Below are 16,380 nucleotides of genomic sequence, written 5' to 3' on the forward strand. Positions count from 1 at the left end.
ATCTCTAGTTCAAAACTTTTGGCATCGAGAAGCGCAGTTCTAAGATCGTCCTCCAGGGCCGACCATTTAACTTAAACATAATAAAAAGTGCCCCATCAAGCCGCACATTTTAGACTGACTGCTCACGAATTGCGCCAATTTGGGCTCTGATTTGACCTATTGCCTCTATCTCTCTCTTGTTCGCAGAACTGAATGAAAATCTATGAATTGATCGTCGAGTTCTATCCCTACTGCACTTGCTCGTACAGATCAATGATTCCTAATAACGCACCCCAATGATAGAAGCGGTCGCTATTGCTTACATCGTCGCCGTTCCCGGTTGCGCCGTTGTAGTTTTCATGAACGTGGCCGTTCTCTCGCCAGTCTTTCAAGAACATCTCAAGCGACTTTTGTGATAGCTCATGCCTGGCCTGATCGATCTTTGGTTCGCGGTAATTTCGTAGCCCCAGGTAAACTAGATAGTTCATTGGCCCCCAGATGCGGCCGCGCCAGTAATTCTGGTCGTTGAAGGCAGGATCATTTCTCGCGATCGATGGAATCACCCATTGTCCCCAGAACTCCCGCGGATTAAGCAAATGCTCGTTTACCATGCGCAAGGCCTGCTCCGGCGTGGCTGCTTTGGCGAGCATGGGGTAGAAATTCGTGGGCGAAAGCCGATAGCTGAATTTTCCTGTGTGCAAGTCCTTGTTAAGAAAAATACCGGTGTTGTTATCCCATAAGGTGCTCAGCGAGGCGCGATATTTCGCGGCTCGGTCGCGCAACTCCCTGGTCTCTGCCGTCTTGCCCAGAACATTTGCGATTTCCGCCAGCGCGTCGCAGTCGGCAATATACATTCCCATCAGGCCCACATCGGCGAATTCAAGCTGATGCGCCTTTTCGTCGTAGGCAGCATCGTCATACATCGGGCTATTGTCGAGTCCCGATTCGAGGATTGCGCCAGCGCGCGTGCCTCGAGTCTCATCGTCCAGATTCGCAGGCTGGTTTTCGCCATCGGATCCCCACACGAGATAGCCCTGGCGATCGCGATGCTCGGCCCACCAGCGGTTCCAGGCAAGCAGGGCAGGGAATGTATCTGTAAGGAGCCACCGGTCGTGAAATTTGTTGTAGAGGCCCAGTAGAGTGATGGCCCCGACTGGAGGTTCGGAACGGTCCTCGCTCTTCCATCCACCGCCACGCGCATAATTCGGTACGAACCCCTGAGCCGTTGCCTCGCGGCATATTTCAATTGCGTTTGCGTATGCCAGATCGCGGTCGCCGACTGCAGCGAGTGTAGCGGCAAAAAATGTATCCCAGTCGAACAGTACGTAACCACCCCATCCGACACTCCAGATACGACTCACGGGGGAGATGACGCGATGGCCGTGAGGCTCGTAGATTGTGTCCCACCCAATCACGGTCTGGATGGCATCAGCTACCGGCGCGCGATCACCGAAACCTGCAACGGATTGCTCATAAGCGCGTCTCTCGCGTTCCAACACAGTGTGTATGTCGGCCACAGTCCGTAATCTGCCCGTGCTTAGCCCCAGAGGCTGCGTCAAATCCGCAGAAAGATAGCTTCCTGAAACAGGCACGCTGACATCATGGGTGTCTTTTCCAGACATATAAACAAATATGTTCCGACCCGGAAGCTGTGCTTCCAGGTGGTCATCTTCCTTTACAACTTTGCCCGGCTGGTTCCAGAGCATTCCAAGAGAAATGGTCACTTCCGGAGGAAGATGAGCATTTCCGACTGACGGAAGAGGGGTGAGCAGCATCACGAGATCCTCGCCGTCATGCGCGCTTTGCATGCGTATCTGATGACCGCGCCACAGGAGCTTCAAATCGGTATAGCTACCGTTGTAGGAGTGCGGACCGGGAATCACGCGCTCATCTTCCTTTCCCTGGCGGCCGATCAGCGCGGATGCAAGAAAGCCATCAGAGCCCTCGGTGCTCTGGTGCTTGATCCCGATTTGCACGGCAAGCCCTTCCGGCAGCAGCACCTGAGTCATAACGCTGTGCGTGTCCCACGTATTCCAACCGCGCGCCAGCTGATTTTGCAATTGCGAATACTCAGGCGAACGCGATTGCGAAAATGCTGATCCGAGAAGGAGAAAACTGAAAAGCCACAGAGCAGAGGGAAATCGCAGGGAGCAGACTTGCATTTGGGGAGTGTATACCGTAAAACTCCCTCCGAGGACAATCACCAAGCTACTTTGCCGGTGGTGAATCTACTTCCACAAGTTTGAAGTGCTTCTGTTCCATTTCTTTCTGTCGCGAGGTTTGCTTCAAGTCAGAGAGTTGCTTGACCCACTGTTGCACCTCGCGCTGGCCCTCCGGCCCGGAATGTCGAAGAGCGATGATCAAGTGATACATCGCGCTCTGGTCGGAAGGAAAATACCGCAAGGAGGCCCGGCTCTGCTCAATTGCCAGATTGTATTGCCCGGAACGGATGTATATGTCGGCGAGCAGGTCTCTGGCTCCGACCATGTCCGGTTTCAGTTTCAAAGCCTCTTCGGCGGCTTTGATGGCTTCATCAGAGACAACATTGTCCGTCGCCGTTCTTTGCTCGAAAAGCAATTTCGCAAGCATGAAGTGCAGTTGCGGGCTTTCCGGATGCGCTTTCAATTGCGAGCGCACTTCCAACAACGCTTGATCGAGATTGTTTTTGGCTATCTCGGCAAGGTCGATTCCATATGCGCTCAGGCTCTGCGCCGAATCTAACTGCTCCGCTTTCCTGAAGTCCGCCTCAGCCTGGTCGTATTGAGCTAGCTGCGCATAGAGCAGGCCGCGGGCAATGTATAGCGAAGGATCATCCGAGATGCGTTTCAGGCCGGCGTCAAGCATATCAATCCCAACCTGAAAGGACTCATGATCCAGGCAGAGCGTGGCAAAGGAAACATAGTAGCTTGCTGCGGTTGGACTCAGCACGATGGCCTGCCGAAGAAGTTCGACTGCCTTGGGAGTATTGCCCAGCCCCTCGTACGCTTCAGATGCCAGGCTCAAAAGATCCGAGTCCGGCGAATCTGCCTGAAGGAATGGCTCAAGGACTTTGACGGCATCCGAATAGCGTCCCGCTTCTACTTGAGCCACCGCGAGATCATACTTTGTATCTGTGCTTTCCGGGTGCAGCGCCATGAGTTGTTCAAATACCGGAACCGCCTTTTCCGGTTGCTTTGTTTGGACCAGGCAATAACCGTAGGCCTCAAGCGACCCGGGGTGATCTTTCATCGCGTCTGTGCTGGCAAGAAAATGCTGGTTTGCGATATCGCAATCGCCTTGCTTTGTTTCCAGCACGGCCAGCATTTCATGCGCGGTTTCATCTCTCGGATCTGCGCTCAAAATCTCCTTGAGAACGGGGATGGCGCGCTTGTCCTGTGTCTGATACAGAATCTCGGCTTTGCCCTTTAGAGCTGCTGGATACGTGGGAGAAAAGCTAAGCGCCCTGTCAAAGGCTGTTAGCGCCGCTGGACGCTGGCCCTGGATGGAAAGGACGATGCCCTCCACCGTCCACAACCGGTAATTCCTGGGATCTTCATGCAAGGCCGATCGGGTAGCATCCAGGGCCGCACTATATTGCTGTGCGCGAATTAAAGATTCGATTGACGCAACGGATGACTGACTCTGTTGCCCTCGGGCAACAAAAGACATAGATACTACGAAGACCACGATCCATCTGCCATGAAGCATAGGAGGAAACGATTCCTCACAGTGTAAATCGCCTTCACGGGCGCGGAGGTCGCTTACCAGAAATAAGCAGCAACCACATGCGGAGGACCAGGAATGGAATCGATCACGTTGGTTTGTACGACGAGTTGGAAGTCTTTCTTGTCCCAATCCGCAGGCGCTGTTCGAAGAGCTTCCTCAAGATACTGCGGGTTGGAGACCACCTCTCCTGCCGCCTGAGTGCCCGGCGAGCCAATTCCACCCGCAGAAACCAGGAACTGGCCTGTCTTCGAATCGAGAAGCCTGGAAACAACGCCATAGTCGGCCGTATATTCGCCGCGCGAGTTGAATTGTGAGGTCCACACCCGTCCGGAAGGAATCTGCTCCCGGATACCTGCGTCAAATTGCAGCGCGAAGTGGAGGTTCGATGTCATCTGCATCGTCCACTTATTGTTGAACGCACCGAGAACTACCGCCGGTGCCTTAATCAGGTCTTCAAAGGAATAGCTCTTACCAATCCTGACCTGGCTTGGCTTGCCCATGCGCACAAGAAGATTCGATATTTGTACCGCGGCATATGCATCTCCGCTGGCCACGCCGTACCCCGGATAGACCATCATGTCTCCCCAGGTCAGCTTTGCATTTGGATTCAGAGGTAAAACCTCGTTGTCTCGTTCGGATTCACTCTCAAATGTGCCCGGGTGGGATCTGGCATAGCGCTCATAAATTTCTACCGACGGCCGATACACTACCGGCTTTGCCAGGCAAATGATCACCGGTTGCGAAGTCTTGAATACGGGAGCCCAGAACAGCTCCAAAAGAGACTGCGGCGGCTTATGATGCCGAAGACCTGGACTGAACACGGCAATCCCTAAAACGATGCCCACCAGACAGACTGCTGCTATAAGCAGCCAGAACCACCTCCGGCGGCCTGCAGAATCTTGCGCCACAGCATGCGAGTTGGTCTCGATGGCCTGTTCGGCATGCGATTCCTTCGGGAGTGCATGTGTATTCCAGTGAAACTCCGGATGATAGGAGCCGATTGGAATCTCGATACGAACTGGAACGTCCGGGGCCGTGTAATAGTATTGCTCCAGACGTCGCCGTACTTCACCGGCCTGAACGCGAACGACAGGATCGTCTCCAGTCGCGTAATCTGCATCGCGGTGAAAGACCTCAGTTCCGATCGTACGTTCTTTCAAAAGGTCGTGATGCCCCTCCAGGCTGTGGCGTACTACATAGGAGAGAAACTCCTTTCGCCGGGAAGAGCCGCGAAACGGCGGACTTTCGAGTATTTTCTCCAGTTCGCGCAGAATGATCGCCGTCGCCTCACTACTTTCAGGTGGTAAGTGTGGGTGCGACGCCGGATTCTCAGTCAGCGCAGCAGAGCGTTCCATGCTCATCCGATCCGTTGACCGCCACTATAACAAAATTTAATCCCCTTAACATTTCAGCCATCGCACCACTTAGGCAATCCCGCGCTATTCGCCTTTGAATGAATGGCTTGTAGGAAAATTTCACGCCCCTGCGTAAATGCCTTTCGGGGAGGTATACCACCGTATTTAACCGTCCAATACTTGAAACTCATGTCGCACAAACGATCAGCTTGGTGACTGCGGAGTTGCCGTAGAAGAAATCTCGTCCGATTTTCTGATCGCAGAGATGGAAGGATGAGAGGGGTGGCTGGCGAAACCGCGCTGCCTGAGAATTGCTTAAGCAGTCGCGGTAATCGTTTTCCAGGATGTGACTTGCCAAGAAGAGCAAACCGCACGGCAAGAGATATGTTCAGGAGGCTTAAGAAAATGAAATATCTGGCGAAGATTTCTGTAGGGCTGTTTTTTCTCTTTAGCGGACTATCAGCGTATGCTCAATTCCTAAGCGGAGTTGTAGGTACGGTACAGGATCAAAGCGGGGCCGCGATTGCGAGCGCCACGGTCACCATTACCGACACCCGGCTCGGCATCAGCAAAACCACGACCACAAGCGACTCCGGATACTTCCGCTTCGACAGCATCGCGGCATCCACCTATACAGTCCGCGTCGAGGCGAACGGCTTTACCAGCTGGGACCAGAAAGACCTGGTTCTTCAGCCCGGCGAAACCCGTACATTGACACCTGCGCTCACGGTAGGGTCCGCAACCACGAATGTCACCGTCACCGCCTCTGCCGTATCACTCGACCTGGTCACCCCGACAACCTCATCCGTTGTCGGCTCGACCACAATACAGAACACGCCGTTACCGGGCCAAAACGTCTATGGACTGGCAGCGCTGACGCCGGGAATGACCGGCAATGCAGTGACATCGGGCGACAATTACACCAACGAATACGCCATCAACATCAATGCCGCCGGATTACGCCAGGAACAGAACGGATACCAGATCGACGGCGCATACACGAATACCCCCTCCAGGGGAGGTGGCAGTTCGATCTCACCAAACCCATCAATTGTCGAGTCCATGGACATTCGGACGAACGACTTCGATGCGCAGAAAGGGCGCAATGGCGGCGCTACTGCCGACATTTTCACGAAATCGGGCACGAACGACTTCCACGGCAGCATCGACTACTACTTTCTCAATGACTCCTTGTCGGCTCGAACGGAATTCGAGTCCAAGGTCCCGCAGTTCACGCGGAACGAGGTAGGCGCAACTTTTGGCGGCCCTATCATCAAGAACAAATTGTTTATTTTTGGCGCCGTCGATGTGCTTCGCTCCAGCACTACGAGCGCCGGTCAGTACACCGTCGAGACCCAGGATTTCGACAACTGGGCGACGGCTAATCTTCCCAATAACATTGCCACGCAGGTGCTTACCACCGCACCTCCTCTCAGCTTTCCGACCAGCAATATATTGACCGTAGGGCAGATCGAATCTTCCGGCTTCTTCGCTCCTCCAGCCAATATCCCGGCTGGCATGGATGCGCTTGGCACCGCCAACATCAGCTATTCTGTACCCAAGGACGGATATCAGTGGAGCGTTCGTGGCGACTACTACCTCCATCAGAATGATCGTATCTACGTAACCGGAATCCGAACTTACGACACCTCAGTCGGCGCCACACCGCGCCCAGCCCTGAATAACGACCTGAAGAATAGCTCGGATTTTGTGAACATTGACTGGACACATACATTCTCGCCGAAGCTGCTCAACGAAGCGGGCGCGAACATCATACGTCCATACGGCTCCAACCTGGCCGCTCCCTCGATGACCATACCGTATGTCAACGTCACCGGGCTGCAAGGCTTCGCGAACTGGGGACCTGGGAACTTTACCCAGCAAACACTGGGCTGGCGCGATCTTATGACCGCGAACATTAAAACCCACACTTTGAAATTCGGCTTCGAGCAATTCAATATCCGCGAAAACGATCAGCAAAGCGGTGCTTTCGGCCGGCCTACATACAATTTCAACAGTCTGCTCGACTTTGTTCAGGACAAGGCGCTGACTGAATCCGCAACTCCGGTAAATCTCAATACGCGTCTACAGGCTCCCTACGAGCGCCGCTATCGCGGCCTTTACACTGGCATATTCGTTCAGGACAGCTGGAAGGCCACATCTACATTTACTTTCAACGCCGGCATCCGCTACGACATGATGTCGAATTTCTTCTCTATCTATAGCCCGCAGCTAACCAAATTTACCCTCGGATCAGGATCCACATATAACGAGCAAATCGCCAACGGCATTACTGGCCTGTCAAACAGCACTCATGTCCTCAATCAAAACGTCTGGGGCTTGGGACCACGTATCGGGTTTGCCTGGGATGTCTTTGGCAATGGCAAGACTGCGTTGCGCGGCGGTGTTGGCCTGTTTTCAGACCAGCCGCCTTACCTGCATATCACCGACATTACTGCCGGCAATTTACCGAACTACTACACACCATCGCTTGATGTGCGCCAGGGAACGCCACCCGTCTTCCAACTCTGTAGTCCACCATCAGGGTTCACCGAGGCTTGCCCGATTGTGGATACCAGCAATATCGTGTTGAACCCCGCGGGCGGCGTGGTTGGCCAGAGAGCGAGTCTCGGGGCATACACGCCAAACTACAAACTCACCAAAGTCGAAAGCTGGACGCTGAGCGTCCAACAGGAACTGCCGTACAACATGCTGTTCGAGCTCAACTATTCAGGGTCTACGGCGCGCCATCTCCCAATTTATAACCAGGACCTCAACCGTTTCGCCGGAGATCTGGTCGTTAATAAGGGGAAGTTGACACGTCTCAATCCGAACTTTAACCAGATCCAGTACGCAACCTCGGACGCGAATTCCTTCGGGAGTTATGGATCTGCCATGATGGCGCGACGCTTCTCTCACGGGATCGCATTCCGGGGCATCTATACCTGGGGCAAGGCGATGGATATTCTCAGCAACGCCGGCTCATTGGATAGCGGAGCCGTCACGAGCAATTCTAATGGAGGCCAGTCGAGTGGTCCGATCTTTACGAATGGAGATTATGCAGGGCAACGCGGCCGGTCTGATTTCGATATTCGTCAGCAATTCTCCGCAGATGGAACCTGGACTGTGCCCAACTCCTACGATGCCAGGTGGAAGAAGGCACTTTTCGGCGGATGGCAGTTTGGCGGCATATGGATCATGCAAACAGGTCAGCCCTTCACCGTGTACACCACTGCTTCATTCAATCCGGTCTTCGATGCTGCTGGCAATGTCGTCGGCAATACTGGCGGCGACTATAACGCTGACGGTTCTAACTTCGACGTTCCCAACGTACCTTCTTTCGGCAACCACCTTGCAGGACAGTCCAGAAAAGCCTTTCTTAACGGGCTTTTCCCTGCGTCTGCATTCCCTGGCCCCGCATTGGGCACGGAAGGCAATCTCGGCCGAAATACTTACGATGGACCCGGCTACAACAACGTCAACTTCACATTTGAGAAGCTCTTTCATACTCCCTGGTTCTTCGGAGAGAAGATGCAGATCGAAGCCAAGGGAGAAGTCACGAACCTTTTCAATCGCGCCAATCTCTGGGGTATGAATTCGGATTTATCCAACCCAACATTGTTTGGCCATTCTACCAATCAGTTCCCGGCACGTTATCTCCAGCTTCATCTGCGTGCCAGTTTTTGAGTGATTAACAAAAAAAACTGTGAGGCTGCGCAGCGGGAGGACTGCTTTGCCAATTTTTCCCCGAATACGTCAGGACATCGATTTTGATCGCAGATTAAGACCATGCACCCGGATGCCCTGACTTGGGCAGAAGAGCGTAAGAGAAACGTGAAGTTTTCATATATAGGTTGGCGGGCCAATGTTGACTGGAGGGAATTGGATGAGGTCGTGTTTTCGATGGGGCTTGTTAGCAGCGCTCCAGGCGGTAATGTTTGGTGGAGTAGCAATAGCCCAGAATCATCCCCTCGTATTTGAGCGCGATGGACGGGTGATCTCACTGGTTCCTTACGCTCCCAATGTTTTACGGGTCACCATCAGCACCGATAAAACTGCCGCGACCGGAGGGCCGGGATACGGGATCGTGGCAACACCATCAGCGGAGGGATGGACACATGAGCGCGATGCGGAAGGCAATGATGTCTTCCGATCAGCGCAGATGGTGGTGCGCATTGCGCCCGGTGATCAGCCGAATGACAAGCTGCCACAGCCGATGCCTCTGGATGCGCTCAATAACCAGTTGCGCGAGCATTACTTTGGAGGAAGACCGAATCCATACGCTCCACATAATGACGCAGTTCTAGTAACAGCGGCGGATGGCAAGCCGCTATTGCATATGCGCACGTGGACGATGGCCCCGGAAAGAGCGGAAGTAGCTCAGACCGACACTGCTACCGAAAAGGGCTACCGGGTGGCGGCCATCTTTGACTCACCTGCCGACGAGCACTACTACGGACTAGGGCAGCAGCAAAAAGGCTGGATGGACCTGCGGGATCATGAAATTCACTGTTGGCATGAATATTCAGCAATCGGCGGCCAGGATGTGTGTGTGCCTTTCATGATTTCCAGCCGTGGGTATGGCCTCGTATGGGACAACCCATCGAAGACGACCGTGGACTTGGGATTCAACGGCCAGAATGTATGGTCGTCGGAGGTTGGAAGCCGCGTATCGTATTTCGTCATAGCGGGGCAGACCAGCGATGAGATTTACGAAGGCTATCGGCTCCTGACCGGTGTGACGCACATGTTGCCGAGAGCGGTTTACGGATACATCCAAAGCAAGGCGATCTACCCGACACAGCAACAGATTCTGGACGTCGCGAAAACGTATCGCGAGAAGAAGCTGCCACTCGATGTTGTAGTGGTGGACTTTTTGAACATGACAAAGCAGGGCGAACTCGATCTCGATCCAAAGCGCTGGCCCGATCCGGCGGCGATGAATCAGGAACTGCATGCGATGGATGTCAGGACTCTGCTTAGCGTATGGCCACACTTTGCACCCGGCACGCAGTTCTACGACATGCTTTTAAACAAAGGCTGGCTCGTTCATACGCGAGACGGAAAGCCGGACTCCGGAACCTTCAAGGATGCGATCGGGCCTAACATCGATACAACCAATCCCGACGCAGCGAAGTGGTTCTGGGAGAAGATTCGCGACCGGTATGTAAAGCCGTACGGATTCGATTACATCTGGCTCGATGAAACGGAGCCGGATGTTGACCCAGCGAAAGATGTCTTCTCCATCGGCTCGGGAACGCGCTTCTATAACGCCTATCCACTGTTTCACACGGCTTCGGTGTACGAAGGTTTCCGGCGAGATTTCGGAGACAGTCGGCGGGTCATGATCCTGGCGCGAGCCGCGTACCTCGGCGCACAGCGCAACGGCACGGTCTTCTGGTCGAGCGATATCATTTCGACCTGGGACATGTTGAAGCGCTCCGTTCCCGCAGGACTGAACTTTACCGCAAGCGGGCTCCCCTATTGGGACACCGACATCGCGGGCTTCTTTTCGCCGGCGATCCCGGCCGGCTATCACGCAGCACATAAGCCGCTGATCGATGGATCGGACGTACGCGAGAACATTGGGAACTACGAAGACTATCCCGAATTGTTTGTGCGCTGGTTCGAATGGGCCTCGTTTCAGCCAGTCATGCGGGCGCACGGAGAGAGGATGCACAACGAAGTCTGGTCATACGGCAAGCAGGCTGAGCCGATTCTCGCGAAGTATCTGAAGTTGCGTTACCAGCTTCTTCCCTATACCTACTCCGTTGCGTATCAGAGCTATCAGACCGGCGCTCCGTATATCAGGGCTTTGTTCATGGACTTCCCGGCAGATCCCAAAGCTGCGGATATTCCGGATGAATATATGTATGGACCGGCTTTCCTTGTTGCTCCTGTAACCGAGCAAGGCGCGACGCACAGGACGGTTTACCTTCCGGCAGGCTGTGATTGGTACAACTACTGGACGAATGAGCGGGTGCACGGTGGGCAGACGATTGTGGCTGATGCTCCGATCGATACCCTGCCTCTCTTTGTACGGGCGGGGAGTATTGTGCCGGTGGGCTCTGAGGTGCAAAGCGCACAGCAGTCACAGACAATTGCGTCGGTCAGGGTGTATCCGGGCGCGAGTGGAAGCTTTACTCTCTTTCAGGACGACGGCGCGACCTATACATATGAAAAGACCGGCGGCTCCGTCACGAAGCTAATGTGGGACGACGCTGAGCATCAGCTAAAGCACGAAGGTGCCTCGGCTTGGGCCGGAACTGATGAGTCGGTGGTGCAGGTGGTAGGCAGGTAGACCGAAGCATCACGCGATTCTGCAGCAGTATACGGAGGTAAAAACGGTTACCGTCAAGCTCTAGCGAGACGGATCAGCTTTAGCGCGCGGCCTTGTGCTTTTAGCGGCACGCCTCTTTGGCGCAGGGCCGACACTGGAATGCCCTCGGGCACGTTTCTTTGGCGCGCGCGCAGAAGGACTTGCGCTCTTAGCCCGAACAGCCCGCCGCAGCGCTTCTACCTCGTCCGCTGAAAGCTCCCGCACTTCGCCCGGGGGAATATCCAGTACAAGCGGCCCATAGCCCACGCGCCGAATCTTCTCCACGTGATGCCCGATCTCCTCGAACATCTTGCGAATCTCCCGATTCCGTCCCTCGATCAAAGTCACTTCGTACCAGGGATTCTCCGCATCGCGCATCAATCGGATCTTCGCCGGAGCCGTCATCACGCGCCCCTCGCGCAAACCCGGCTTTCCGCGCTCAATCATGATCCCCGAACGCAGCTGGTCGAGTCCGGCCTCGTTCGGCTTGCCGCTGATTTTTACCAGGTAGATTTTCTCAACCTTCGCCGCTGCCCTCGTCAGAGCATTGGCCAACTCACCGTCATTGGTCATCAGCAGCAGGCCTTCACTCTGATAATCGAGCCGGCCCACAGGAAAGACGCGCACGCCGGCGCGCTCGACGAACTTCATCACCGTCGGTCGTCCTTCGGGATCGCTCGCCGTCGTCACATAGCCCTTGGGTTTATTCAGCATCAGGTAGCGCTGCTGCTGCGCGCCGTGCAGCAGCTTGCCGTCTACGCGAATATGGTCGCGTTCCGGATCAGCTTTGGTGCCAAGCTCGGTGACGGTCTGCCCATTCACCTGCACGCGCCCGTCAAGAATCAGTTCCTCTGCCTTGCGTCGCGAGACAATGCCCGCCTGGGCAATAATCTTCTGCAGCCGAATCGGCGCGCTCATGGCTTGTATTCCGCGTGCTCTTCGGCCGTGGCTTCGTTGATAATCTCAGCCTCTTCGCCCTCAACCTCCAGTTCGACAGCGACGCCGGGAAAATCTTCCAGCTCATCCTCACTCTCATCCGCCATCTCGACTGCCGCATGAGCCTTGGCTTCCTCCTGGGCCTCGGATTCCTCTTCATCAGCCGGCTCGTCTGCCGCCGCTTCAACGATCCCTTCTTCGTTCGGAACAGCCACGCTCTCTTCGAAGGGCAATTCTTCCGGCTCAGACAGCTCGCCCGCCGCCATCTTTTCGAACTCCTCAATCGATGGCAGCTCGTTCACGTCCTTCAATCCAAAGCGCAGCAGAAATTCCTTGGTCGTCTTGTAGAGAATCGGCCTGCCGATCACCTGCTTGCGGCCTGCAGTCGTAATCAGCTTGCGGCTGATCAGCGACCCAATCACGCCCGCCGAGTCCACGCCGCGAATCTCGCCCACCTCCGGCGCTGTCACCGGCTGCTTATAGGCAATCACCGCCAGCGTCTCCAATGCCTGAAGAGACAGCTTCATCGGCGGCTTCAGGCTCTTCACAAATCCGCGCACCGCGTCGTGATACTCGGGCTTCGTGCCTACGCGATAGCCGCCGGCAATCTCGCGAATCTCCATGCCGCGATCGCTCTCGGCGTAATCGGCGATCAGCTCACCAACCACGCGCCGCAGCTCGTCTCGCACTTCGCGATCCCGTAGACGTGCCGCGCGCTTGTCGTCCTCGGGCGGCGTCGAATCCGGCTCCTGCTCAACCACGGCCTCAACAACCGTCACACCTTCTTCGGAAGCCTGCGCCGCCATGACAGCCGCTTCTTCCACCGTCAATGGAGCCGAGTACTCTTCCTCGACAACCTGGGCGATGGCTTCAGCCGGAACGGCGCCATCATCAGGCCCAACGCTTTCCGTGGTGAGCACCACCGACACTTCATTGGCAGGCTCAATCACACGCGCAGCCGCTTCCCGCGCGCGTTTCTCCTCCAGGGCCTCATCGCCGAACAGGCCAGCCAGTTGCGCCAGCGTTACCGGCTCTTCTGCGGCGTAAATCACCGCTTCAATTTTTGCTTTTAGGCTCATGCATTCAGGGGACAGGATACGCCCGAAAAACAAAAAATGGCGCTCCGGTTCTCTTTGATACTACCGAAGCGCCACGAATCCCGTCAGGTCAGTTGTGAATTAGTGAACAACCTGCCGCAGCAGCCAGAAGATGCATCCAGCCAGCAGGGCCGCCGCAGGCAGCGTAAACACCCACGCCAGCGCGATATTCCGAATCGTCGAAAGTTGCAGCCCGCTCCCGTTTGCCATCATCGTTCCCGCAATGCCCGAGGACAGAACGTGCGTTGTCGACACCGGCATCTTGAACTGGTCGGCAGCAATGATCGTGCAAGCCGCCACAATCTCGGCCGAGGCGCCCTGCGCATACGTCAGGTGCTCCTTGCCGATCTTCTCGCCAACGGTCACCACAATGCGCTTCCAGCCGACCATCGTCCCCAGCCCCAGCGCCAACGCCACAGCCACCTTCACCCAATTGGGGATGAACTTGGTCGCGTTATCCAGATGCTTCTTGTAATTCGTTAGTACGGCATTGTCAGAAGCGCTGAAGGCCGGCGTATTCGACTTCGCCATCAGCCGCAAAGTCTCGCTCTCTACATACATGTCGTTGCGGGCGTTCTGTTGTTGACTGCCCGGGATTCCCGCCAGCGATTTGTACTGCTGCACCTCATTCGAGATATCGATGGCCAGCTGCCTCGCCGCCAGCGCCGTAGTTGGGGTGAACTGCTTGGTGCGGATGTACTCCGTCAGATCGGCACGTGCATCGTCCATTACCGCATTCTGTGAGACATAGCCGCTCAATACTTTGGCGGCCTGTTCCGAAACGGCGGCAAAGTCAGGCACCTGGGAAAAGCCGATCGCATGGTTCAATGCGTAAGCCGTCGGTACCGTACCAATCAGGATCAGCATGATCAGGCCCATGCCCTTCTGCCCATCATTCGATCCGTGCCCGAAGCTTACGCCCGTGCACGTCAGAATCAGCAGCCCGCGAATCCAAAATGGTGGTGGCTCCGTGCCTTTTGGCGACTCATACAGCGCCGGGTTCTTAACCAGAACTTTCAGGAGCAACAGAAGCAGCGCAGCGCAACCAAAACCCACTAGTGGCGAAATCAGCAGCACGCGAAACACATTCGACACCTGCGTCCAGTCCACGCCGCTCGTGCCGTTGTGGCCGCCCATTAATTGGTTCATGATGCCAACGCCAATAATCGAGCCAATCAGAGTGTGCGAACTCGACGCCGGCAAACCCAAAGCCCAGGTGCTCAGGTTCCAGATAATCGCCGAAATCAGCAGGGCGAAGACCATTGCGAATCCCGCGCCCTTGCCCACCTGCAGAATCAGCTCCACCGGCAGCAGCGTAATGATAGAGAACGCAACGCCGCCCGACGAAGTCAGCACTCCGATCAGGTTCCACATTCCCGACCACACCACCGCAATATTCGGTTCGAGCGAATGGGTGTAGATCACCGTGGCCACGGCATTCGCCGTGTCATGAAAGCCGTTGACGAACTCAAATCCCAGCGCAATCAGCAGCGCCACTCCCAGCAGCACATACGGCCATATGCTTTCCAGGCGAGTACCCGCGAGGTCGTTCGCCAGATGAAACCCGGCATAGCCTACCCCGCCTAACAGGACTGCGCCAAAAACCAGCGTGCCGATCAGCCCGGGCGACTTATTCATTTTGTGGTCAAGAGCGCTTTTAGAAGGTGCAGTAGGTCCAGGGGGAAGGGCAACAGACGAGGCTTCGTTCATAGACAATCAGCTCCGACAGAGATGCGTGCAAGCACCCTATCAGGGCCGGTCCATACGATGTGTAAAGATACCCACGAAAGCTCTATTAATTTTTGATGAATGCGGCAGATTTGCCGCACGTGTGATGCAAACAGGGCTTACGCCCAGTCATCCCGCATCTGATTCATCCGGTCGTTAATCACACGCTCAAAGTCAGCATGTTTCTTGACAAAGATATCGCTGAAATTTTGCTCCTGACGCAGCAGGATGGCCTGCAAACGCACGAGCTCAAGCAGCGCCAGAAACATGGCAATCAGCGTTCGCTCCGACTTCGCGTGGCCTAGGAGCTTTCGCAACGCAACCGGTTTGTCCTCAGTAATCAGCCGCCGCCGCACGTAGTCGATCATCTGCCCCACGGTCACCGAGTCTTCTTCTACATCGAGCACGGGCCGCTCTTTCAGACGGTCCAGAATCTCGCGGAAGACGCGCACCAGATCCACCGTGTCCGCGGCAATCTCCTGCTCCGGCCCCTCGTCGTTGCGAAACTCCTTGAGCGATGGGTTCGACCACGTCGACTCCTCGATCAACTGCTTCTGCGACAGCATCTGCGCGGCATTCTTGAAGCGCTCATGCTCCAGCAGCCGCGCCACCAGTTCGCGCCGCGGATCGATCTCCTCGCCCTCGACGGTTTCGATTGGAGAACGCGGCAACAGCATCTTGCTTTTGATGTGAATCAGCAGCGACGCCATGTAGATGAACTCTCCCGCTGTATCCACGTCAGTAGCCTTCAGCTGCTCGACATACGCCAGAAACTGCGCCGTAATCTTCGCAATCGGAATGTCGTAGATATCAATATCCTGCTTGCGAATCAGATCCAGCAGCAGATCCAGCGGCCCGTCATACACCCTGCCGACGGTAACCGAAAAAGGAAACGCGCTATCTTCCTTCTTGTCTTTATCTGACCTCTCTGCGCTCTTTTTTGCAGTTGCGGGCACAGAAGGAGATGGACTCGAAGCCTCCGCCGACGCCTGACTCTCAACACCAGGGTGCCCCATATCCCGCTTCGCGGGATGTGAGATCTTCGCAGGATTTTTCTCCGGTGTTTGCTCCTCGGAACCGCCCAATTCTCCCTCAGCGGAAAGGGTAGAAGCCCCGGGCTTCTGCCCGGGAGACACAGCCCCGTCATCAGAGGGCTTTAGCCCCGGGCTGTCCTCGGCCATGTCTGAACCAGACGAAAGGTTCGCAGGATTCTCATCCGACGTCTCTTCAGGAAGACCAGGTTTCAACTCGTCCGTCATCG

Annotated in this window: 10 protein-coding genes; 2 read left to right on the forward strand and 8 right to left on the reverse strand. The window is 55.5% G+C overall.

Annotated elements, in window-relative coordinates; all coding sequences use genetic code 11:
- Positions 1 to 227: 227 nt before the first annotated feature.
- The 4 genes from H7849_RS24380 to H7849_RS27695 form a co-directional block, all read right to left on the reverse strand.
- A complete protein-coding gene (locus H7849_RS24380) occupies positions 228 to 2,039 on the reverse strand; it encodes an MGH1-like glycoside hydrolase domain-containing protein (RefSeq protein ID WP_186743052.1) in 1,812 nt (603 codons plus the stop codon).
- Between the two features lie 148 nt (positions 2,040 to 2,187).
- A complete protein-coding gene (locus H7849_RS24385; RefSeq protein ID WP_186743053.1) occupies positions 2,188 to 3,666 on the reverse strand; it encodes a tetratricopeptide repeat protein in 1,479 nt (492 codons plus the stop codon).
- Positions 3,667 to 3,719: 53 nt separating this feature from the next.
- Positions 3,720 to 5,039 carry a hypothetical protein gene (locus tag H7849_RS24390; RefSeq protein ID WP_186743054.1) on the reverse strand — a complete coding sequence of 440 codons (1,320 nt, stop codon included), beginning with the start codon at positions 5,037 to 5,039 and terminating at the stop codon, positions 3,720 to 3,722.
- A gap of 315 nt (positions 5,040 to 5,354) precedes the next feature.
- Positions 5,355 to 5,453 (reverse strand): hypothetical protein, encoded by a 99-nt coding sequence (locus tag H7849_RS27695; protein WP_432756558.1) that lies wholly within the window; start codon positions 5,451 to 5,453, stop codon positions 5,355 to 5,357.
- Between H7849_RS27695 and H7849_RS24395 the strand changes: the two genes are divergently transcribed.
- Positions 5,445 to 8,726, forward strand: coding sequence for a TonB-dependent receptor (locus tag H7849_RS24395; RefSeq protein ID WP_186743055.1), 3,282 nt, complete (start codon positions 5,445 to 5,447; stop codon positions 8,724 to 8,726). The two genes, H7849_RS27695 and H7849_RS24395, sit on opposite strands and share 9 nt — an antisense overlap.
- Before the next feature lie 199 nt (positions 8,727 to 8,925).
- Positions 8,926 to 11,340 carry a glycoside hydrolase family 31 protein gene (locus H7849_RS24400; protein ID WP_186743056.1) on the forward strand — a complete coding sequence of 805 codons (2,415 nt, stop codon included), beginning with the start codon at positions 8,926 to 8,928 and terminating at the stop codon, positions 11,338 to 11,340.
- Positions 11,341 to 11,400: 60 nt separating this feature from the next.
- Here the strand turns inward: H7849_RS24400 and H7849_RS24405 are convergent, their stop codons facing one another.
- The 4 genes from H7849_RS24405 to H7849_RS24420 form a co-directional block, all read right to left on the reverse strand.
- Positions 11,401 to 12,276 (reverse strand): pseudouridine synthase, encoded by an 876-nt coding sequence (locus tag H7849_RS24405; RefSeq protein WP_186743057.1) that lies wholly within the window; start codon positions 12,274 to 12,276, stop codon positions 11,401 to 11,403.
- Positions 12,273 to 13,373, reverse strand: coding sequence for an SMC-Scp complex subunit ScpB (gene scpB, locus H7849_RS24410; RefSeq protein ID WP_186743058.1), 1,101 nt, complete (start codon positions 13,371 to 13,373; stop codon positions 12,273 to 12,275). Before scpB ends, H7849_RS24405 begins: the two co-directional genes overlap by 4 nt.
- Positions 13,374 to 13,472: 99 nt before the next feature.
- Positions 13,473 to 15,029, reverse strand: a complete 1,557-nt coding sequence (locus tag H7849_RS24415) for an inorganic phosphate transporter (RefSeq protein ID WP_251106464.1) — start codon at positions 15,027 to 15,029, stop codon at positions 13,473 to 13,475.
- A 209-nt stretch (positions 15,030 to 15,238) separates the two neighbouring features.
- A complete protein-coding gene (locus H7849_RS24420) occupies positions 15,239 to 16,378 on the reverse strand; it encodes a segregation and condensation protein A (RefSeq protein ID WP_349627440.1) in 1,140 nt (379 codons plus the stop codon).
- Positions 16,379 to 16,380 lie beyond the last annotated feature (2 nt).

This window comes from Alloacidobacterium dinghuense (genome assembly GCF_014274465.1).
GTDB lineage: Bacteria > Acidobacteriota > Terriglobia > Terriglobales > Acidobacteriaceae > Alloacidobacterium > Alloacidobacterium dinghuense.

Excerpts from the sequence above, each read along its gene's own strand:
- H7849_RS24385 (WP_186743053.1), bottom strand. The coding sequence starts at position 3,666 with ATGCTTCATGGCAGATGGATCGTGGTCTTCGTAGTATCTATGTCTTTT.
- H7849_RS24390 (WP_186743054.1), bottom strand. The coding sequence starts at position 5,039 with ATGGAACGCTCTGCTGCGCTGACTGAGAATCCGGCGTCGCACCCACAC.
- H7849_RS24395 (WP_186743055.1), top strand. The coding sequence starts at position 5,445 with ATGAAATATCTGGCGAAGATTTCTGTAGGGCTGTTTTTTCTCTTTAGC.
- H7849_RS24400 (WP_186743056.1), top strand. The coding sequence starts at position 8,926 with ATGAGGTCGTGTTTTCGATGGGGCTTGTTAGCAGCGCTCCAGGCGGTA.
- H7849_RS24405 (WP_186743057.1), bottom strand. The coding sequence starts at position 12,276 with ATGAGCGCGCCGATTCGGCTGCAGAAGATTATTGCCCAGGCGGGCATT.
- scpB (WP_186743058.1), bottom strand. The coding sequence starts at position 13,373 with ATGAGCCTAAAAGCAAAAATTGAAGCGGTGATTTACGCCGCAGAAGAG.
- H7849_RS24415 (WP_251106464.1), bottom strand. The coding sequence starts at position 15,029 with ATGAATAAGTCGCCCGGGCTGATCGGCACGCTGGTTTTTGGCGCAGTC.
- H7849_RS24420 (WP_349627440.1), bottom strand. The coding sequence starts at position 16,378 with ATGACGGACGAGTTGAAACCTGGTCTTCCTGAAGAGACGTCGGATGAG.